The sequence below is a fragment of the Micromonospora sp. NPDC051296 genome (genome assembly GCF_040682255.1).
Classification (GTDB): domain Bacteria; phylum Actinomycetota; class Actinomycetes; order Mycobacteriales; family Micromonosporaceae; genus Micromonospora; species Micromonospora craterilacus.
Map to the genome: position 1 here is coordinate 1 of NZ_JBFBAO010000449.1, position 4,974 is coordinate 4,974.

The 4,974-nt window shown below is 69.8% G+C and carries 6 protein-coding genes; 1 reads left to right on the top strand and 5 read right to left on the bottom strand.

Going from position 1 to position 4,974, the window contains the following annotated elements; all coding sequences use genetic code 11:
- A partial coding sequence (locus tag AB0M52_RS30485) for a glycosyl hydrolase-related protein (RefSeq protein ID WP_363960879.1) occupies nucleotides 1–551 on the top strand: 551 nt, incomplete at its 5' end.
- Between the two features lie 100 nt (nucleotides 552–651).
- Here AB0M52_RS30485 and AB0M52_RS30490 read toward each other — a convergent pair.
- The 5 genes from AB0M52_RS30490 to AB0M52_RS30510 all read right to left on the bottom strand — a co-directional run bounded on the left by AB0M52_RS30490 (nucleotide 652) and on the right by AB0M52_RS30510 (nucleotide 4,811).
- Nucleotides 652–1,554: a hypothetical protein gene (locus AB0M52_RS30490; protein ID WP_363960881.1), complete on the bottom strand. Its 903-nt coding sequence runs from the start codon at nucleotides 1,552–1,554 to the stop codon at nucleotides 652–654.
- The gene (locus tag AB0M52_RS30495; protein ID WP_363960883.1) at nucleotides 1,544–2,044 is read right to left on the bottom strand and encodes a SigE family RNA polymerase sigma factor; all 501 of its coding nucleotides are present in this window, start codon (nucleotides 2,042–2,044) and stop codon (nucleotides 1,544–1,546) included. The genes AB0M52_RS30490 and AB0M52_RS30495 overlap by 11 nt, the downstream gene beginning before the upstream one ends.
- Before the next feature lie 411 nt (nucleotides 2,045–2,455).
- The gene (locus AB0M52_RS30500; protein ID WP_363960885.1) at nucleotides 2,456–3,250 is read right to left on the bottom strand and encodes an alpha/beta hydrolase; all 795 of its coding nucleotides are present in this window, start codon (nucleotides 3,248–3,250) and stop codon (nucleotides 2,456–2,458) included.
- Nucleotides 3,247–4,080, bottom strand: a complete 834-nt coding sequence (locus AB0M52_RS30505; protein ID WP_363960887.1) for an alpha/beta hydrolase — start codon at nucleotides 4,078–4,080, stop codon at nucleotides 3,247–3,249. Before AB0M52_RS30505 ends, AB0M52_RS30500 begins: the two co-directional genes overlap by 4 nt.
- Complete coding sequence (locus AB0M52_RS30510; RefSeq protein ID WP_363960889.1) at nucleotides 4,077–4,811, bottom strand: alpha/beta hydrolase; 735 nt, start codon at nucleotides 4,809–4,811, stop codon at nucleotides 4,077–4,079. Before AB0M52_RS30510 ends, AB0M52_RS30505 begins: the two co-directional genes overlap by 4 nt.
- Nucleotides 4,812–4,974: the final 163 nt, after the last annotated feature.

The following is a 4,974-nucleotide window of genomic DNA, read 5'->3' on the forward strand; positions in this document are numbered from 1 at the left end:
GCTACGGCGTGGCGCTGGTCAACGACGGCACGTACGGCCACGACGTGACCCGCCAACCACCCGGTGACGTGTTGGGGGCGCAGCCGACCACGGTACGGCTCTCCCTGCTGCGCGGTCCCCGCTACCCAGACCCGAACACCGACCAGGGCTCGCACCGATTCGGGTACGCGCTGGTCTGCGGCGCAGAGATCGCCGACGCGGTACGCGAGGGCTACCGGGCGAACCTGCCGATCCGCCAGCACCTGGGCGCGCGACCGGTCGCTCCGCTGATCGAGGTGACCAACCCCGCCGTCGTGGTGGAGGCCGTGAAGCTGGCCGACGACCGATCCGGCGACGTGATCATCCGGCTCTACGAGGCGCTCGGCGGCCGCGCCCACACCCGGCTCACCGCGTCGTTCGATCTCGCCGAGGTGCGGGTCTGTGACCTGCTCGAACGGGACAACACCGAGATCGGCGCGCTTGCCCCGGTCTCGGTCGAGGGCAACGTGGTGGATCTCACCCTGGGACCGTTCCAGGTCGTCACCCTCCGGCTTCCCCCGGCGCAGCACTGATCCCGACCCCGGCAGTGACCCGGTCAGCGCCCAGGAACCTGCACCCTCCGCTGTTACCGGTCCGCTTGAGCGCTCCGCCGATGATCGCGCGATACCTGAGTCAGGTGGCTCTCTGCACGGCCTTGCCGGTCATGGTCTTCGCAAACGCGCGGCTCCCGCCCAGGTCAGACACGGGTTCCACGACGATCACGAGGTCGCCGACCCTGGCAACCCCCACCCACCAACCGGGGTAGCTCGGCTTGGCGGCGGTGCCGGTTCCTACGTAGACGAGCAGGCTCTCGTCACCGGTGAAGTCGCGCTCGGCGACCTGCGCGCGCCACGTCGCGTCCCCGGTCTGGTCCGGCGAGGTGAATGTGGCGCACCGGGCGACCCTGTCCCGCACCTCGGCCAGAAACGCCTCGGCGCCGCCGGCCCGGTAGCGGGTGACGGACTCGAAGCCATACACCTCTGGGCCGCCGGCGAACTGCCGGAACCGGCCGGCAACCCGGTCCGCGTCGGCGCGGTACGGCTCGTCGCCGAAGCACAGGTCCGGCTGGGGCTCGGGCAGCTTGCCCCGCTCCCACGCCGGGTAGCCGGCGTGGTCGCCGACCATCGCGTGGCACTTGCCCCAGTCGCCCGCGCGCAGCATTACCGAGGCGGGCAGAGCTTGACCGGCGGGCGCCGGTCCGTCGTACGGGTAGACCAAAACGTCCTCACAGCCGGCCGGCATCGGCAGCGGCGAGCCGGCGGGATAGGGCTCCTCGGACGCCGGTGCCGCCGTGGGCGACGGCCACGGGGTCACGGTCTGGCCGGGCTGCGGGGCCGGCGCAACCGGGCCGGCGAGGAGCTGCCGGGCACCGATCGACACGCCGCCGGCCAACACCGCGATCGCGACCAGGCTAGCGATCGCGCGCCGGCGGGTGCGCTGGTTGCCGCGCTCGCGCAGGCCATCCGGCGCGGGCAGGCCCACCCGGCTGGCGTCTGCCTGCAGTGCGGAGAACATTCGGTCGAGGTCAGGCGACATCGTTCGCCTCCGGCGTCAGATCATCGAGTACGGCGGCGAGCCCAGCCCGCCCGCGGGACAGCCACGACTTGACCGTCCCGGGGGACGATCCCGTCTCGACGGCGATCTCGGCCACCGACATGTCACACAGGTAGTGCAGCACGATCGCCCGGCGCTGGGCGGTGGGCAACCGCCGCAGCGCGCCGACAAGCAGCACGGTGTCTTCGCTGGGCGCGGGGGCGTCGCCGGGTGGACCGGCGCGGGGCAGGATCAGCCGCCAGTTGCGCAGGCGCCGCCAGTTGTCGGTGGCGAGCCGGGTCAGCACCAGCCGCACCCACGCCTCGGTGTGGTCGTACCCGGCCAGCCGGCGCCACCGCTGCCAGGCCCGGAGGTACGCCTCTTGCACCAGGTCCTGCGCTTCGGACAGGTCACCGGTCAGGGCGTACCCGTAGCGCAGCATCCGGGCTGAAGTCGCCCGGTAGAACTCGTCGAAGCCGTCCGCGTCGCGCATCTGCCCTCCCGCCTGTACTTCAGACACGGCCGGCGGTGCGGGATGGTTGCACCTAGGTCGCGCTGCCCAAACCGGTTCGCCATCGCTCTCCGCGACTTGACGGCAAGCTTGGCGAAGACAGCGCGACAGGTGTGACACCACGATCCAGTGGCTGAGGAACAGCCGAGACGCAATCTCCTGGTTGATGTGGCCGCCACCATCAGGGTGCCATCTCCCGCTCCCTGGCGAACAGTACGGCGACCGCCCGTTACTGGCGGGTCGGCCGGGTCTCCCGCTGGGTAGACCGCCACGACCGACGGCAGCCAGGTGGCACCGCCCGCCTCGCACCCGCCGTGAGCGCGTGTGTGTGCATCGACGGACGACTGACGTAGCGGGCAGAGCCGCCCCGCCTCGAGCGGGGCGGCGCTAACCTCAGCGTGCGTGGCGGAGCGCCCATTCGAGCGCCTTGTCCGCGACTTGCTGCCAGCCCGGCTCCGCGCACGTCCAGTGCGACCGGTCTGGGAACTCGTGGTACTCGGTGATCGTGTCCGGCGCCTTATAGTGCTCGGCATTGGACCGGTTGACCGACGGGGGCATGATGTGGTCCGCTCCGCCGGCGATGAACAGTAGGGGCGCCCGCTCGTTGTTCTTGAAGTTGACCCAGGTCTCCTGCTTGCCGGGCTTGAAGTTGGCGATCAGCCCGTAGGCCCACACCCAGCTGCCCGGTGCCGGGATCGCGTACCTGTCGTACGCCGCACGCGACTCTTCCTCCGACAGTGTGTTGGCGAACGCGTAGTGCCATTGTTCGGCCGTGAATCCGGCCGCCCGGTGCCGCTTAGCCGGGTTGTTCAGGATCGGGAACAGCGACTTGATCTGCGACGGCGGGGCGACCCGGATGCCCTCCGGCGGTGCCGAGTCGATCACCACGCCGGCCGCGCCGTGCCCGCGGTCGAGCAGCAGCTGGGTGAGCGTGCCGCCGAAGGAGTGACCGATCAGGATCGGCTTCTCCGGCAGCGCGGTGATCACCTTCTCAAGGTGGGCGACCGTCTCCGGGACGGTCAGGCGCGCGACCGGAGTCGGGTCGGCCCGCAGCGCCTCGACTTCGACCTCGAAACCGGGGTAGGCGGGTGCGATGACCCTGTGCCCTTTGGCCTCGTAGTACGGAATCCACTGCTCCCAGCTGCGCGGGGTCACCCACAGCCCGTGGATCAGGACGATCGTGCTCATGCGCCGAACTCCTTCAGGAACGTGAGCAGGTCATTGCCGAGCTGCTCCTTGTGGGTGTCGGTGATGCCGTGCGGCGCGCCCGGGTAGACGATCAGCTGCGCGCCCTTGACCAGCGTTGCCGACGCCTTGCCGCCCACCTCGAACGGCACCACCTGGTCGTCGTCACCGTGAATGATCAACGTCGGCACGTCGAACCTGGCCAGGTCGTCGCGGAAGTCGGTGGCCGAGAACGCCGCAATCGACTCGTAGGCGTTGCGGTGCCCGGCCGCCATCGACTGCAGCCAGAACGCCCGCCGGATACCCTCCGAGATCTTCACACCGGCCCGGTTGTTGCCGAAGAACGGCCCGTCCGCCAGATCTCGGTAAAGCTGGGACCGGTCCGCCACCGAGCCGGCTCGGAGCCCGTCGAACACCTCGATCGGCACACCGTCCGGGTTGTCGTCGCGGCGCACCATCAGCGGCGGCACCGCCGAGACGAGGACCGCCTGCGCTACCCGCGAGGTTCCGTGCCGCCCGATGTACCGGGTGATCTCCCCACCTCCGGTGGAGAACCCGACAAGCGTCACGTCACTGAGATCAAGATGGTCGATGAGGGCGGCCAGATCGTCGGCGTACGTGTCCATCTCGTTGCCGTGCCATGTCTGCGTGGACCGGCCGTGACCGCGCCGGTCGTGCGCGATCACCCGGTAGCCGTTGTCGGCCAGGAACAGCTGCTGCGCCTCCCAGCTGTCCGAGTTCAGCGGCCACCCGTGGCTGAGCACGACCGGGCGGCCGGCGCCCCAGTCCTTGTAGTAGATCTGCGTTCCGTCGGAGGTGGTCACGAAGCTCATCGGGCAGCCTTTCGGATCAGGTCGGCAGTGGCACGGGACTGCGAGATCATGGCGACGTGCGACGCCTTCACTTCGACCGTGTGGGCTCGGGCCCGCGCCGCCATGAAGCGTTGCGCGGCGGCCGGAATCAGTTTGTCCTCGCGGGCGACCAGGTAGTACGACGGAATGCCGCGCCAGGCCGGTTCACCGGATGCCGCCTGCAGGGTGGAGACGTCACCGGGGCGCTGCGTGGACCACAGCAGTTCAGCGGCCGAAGGCGACAGGTCGCCGGCGAAGACGCGCCGGAAGTCCGCCCGCTTGACGTACCCGTCGACGCCTCCGTCCCACGGGCGGAAGTCGAGCTGCGCCTCGTGCAGTTCGGTGCCCGGGAACTGGTTCTGCAGACCGTAGACAGTGTCGCCGGCGTCGGGCGCGAACGCGGCGATGTAGACGAGCGCCTTCACGTTCGGGTTCCCGGTCGCCGCATTGCTGATCACCACGCCGCCGTAGGAGTGTCCGGCCAACACGATCGGGCCGGTCAGCGTGGCGAGGAAGTCCGCAAGGTAGGCAGAGTCGGAAGCGACGCCACGCAACGGATTCGGCGGCGCGATCACGGTGTAACCGTCGCCGCTGAGCCGTTTGATCACATCGGCCCAGCCGGTGGCGTCGGCGAAGGCGCCGTGGACCAGCACGATCGTGGGCTTCGGCTTCCTGCCACTGGCGGCGACGGACGACCCGGTGGTGGCGACCACGGCCGCCGCAGCCGCCGTGCCAGCGAGAACGGTACGGCGGGAAATAGAAGGTGACATGGCCTGAACCTATGAGCCACCGATGACCGCTCGCGTGCGTAGAACTACGTAATCCCCAGCACCCGGGCCAACTCCACCCGCGAACGGATGCCGAGCTTCGGATAGA